A 1737-nucleotide genomic window follows, 5' to 3' on the forward strand; every position below is an offset into this window, starting at 1 on the left:
AGCTCATATATAGAAATGGACACCAACAAGAACGGAGGTCAAACGCTTACTTAGCGATATTCACGACACGACAATGGCGTCGCCGATATTACAATCTCTGGTCCTTGAAGACCCAGAATTCGTAGATACATGGATTCGTTGTTTTTCTGCGAATGCACGAGGCAAAAAATTGAAAGACAACAAAAACGGAGGAGGGGAAAATGAAATCACCGACTTGTTCATGGCTACCGCTGGTTGTGAAGCGATTATGAAGGTTGCTACAATGGTTTACCCTCGAGAACTAGAAGAAATGACTTTTGAAGAAATAAGTCAAGTTATCAAGGGAAACATGAAGCCAAAGAAAAGACTGGTGATTGCTGAAAGGACCAAATTTATGGCAATGAAGCAAGAAATAAATGAACCGATAGTAAAATATTTACACCGGTTAAAAAGTGCTAGTAAATACTGCGAATTTGAAAAATTAGGAACAAGAGAGCAGACAACGGAAGAAGAATTGATCCAACTAAGATTAATTGAAGGTATGCATAATTCAGCACATAGATATAAGTTAATGGAACAGTTACAACTTATAAACATGCCCTTGAATATGTGCATAGATTTCATCCAACAGCAAGAATTAATTCATACCTACAATCAAAGTAAATCCCACGAAGAAATAATGGCTGAGACATATACGATACAAACAAAAAGAAAAAATTGTACGTATTGTGGAAAAATTCATGAAATGAAAAAAGAAAAATGTCCAGCTTATGGAAAAATATGTTCAAAGTGTTTAAAAAAGAATCACTTCAAAGAAGTATGTAAAACGAAAAATGTGGAAAGAATAGAGAATGAAAAGAGACAGATTTTTAATGTAAAAAAGGAGAATATACAAAATACGGGATCTAAGAACGAGGATACAAAAATAAAGGCGAAAATCAACGACTGTATTGTTGAAATGCAAATTGACACAGGTAGTGAAGTCACGATAATACCCAGAAATCTGTGGGAAAAAATGGGAAAACCATTGTTAAAAAAAAGTAACATACAGTTACGTCAGTTTGATGGCTCGATTATAGCAATTATGGGTTACTTTGAAGGTTCAATAGAACTAAAAGAAAAATATGAAATAGTACCCATTATAGTTACAAATTGCAGAAAAACGCATGGATTACTGGGGAATGATGTGTTAAAATTAAATTCAACGAAGTTGATTAATGAGATGGAAATGGAAAAAACAGGAAAGCTAAAAAATTACGAAGCTAGCCTGAAATTAAAAGAAAATGTTTCCCCCTCATACTACGAAGCGAGAAAAATACCTGTGCATTTGTTACCGTTGGTAATAGCGAAGTTGCGAAAATTAATACAGGAAGACTTGTTAGAACCTGCCCCTCCAGGGGGAAGTAAATGGGCATCACCCATCGTGGTATTGAAAAAAAAAGATCACGATTTGAGAATTTGTGGAGATTATAAAATAGGGGTGAACCATAAAGTTTGTGCTGACTCTTACCCTATTCCGAATGTGGAAGTAGCTTTACATAAACTTGCTGGAATGAAAGTATTTTCGAAAATAGACCTAAAATCAGCTTACCACCAAATACCGATAAATGAACATTTTAAAGAAGTGACGACCATAAACACGCCCATAGGCCTGTTAAGGTGGAAAAGGATGCCGTATGGCATAAAAACGGCAAGTGCAATTTTTCAAAGAGCTATTGAAAAAGTAATAGGAGAGGTTGAAAATACCATCTGTTATCA

At 35.1% G+C, this 1737-nt stretch carries 1 protein-coding gene; it reads left to right on the forward strand.

The window, feature by feature from the left end; all coding sequences use genetic code 11:
• Window positions 1-169 precede the first annotated feature (169 nt).
• Window positions 170-1737: reverse transcriptase family protein (locus ACVFVN_RS14655; protein WP_456235858.1), on the forward strand; the 1568-nt coding region annotated here is incomplete at its 3' end.

The sequence above is a fragment of the Soonwooa purpurea genome (genome assembly GCF_053891095.1).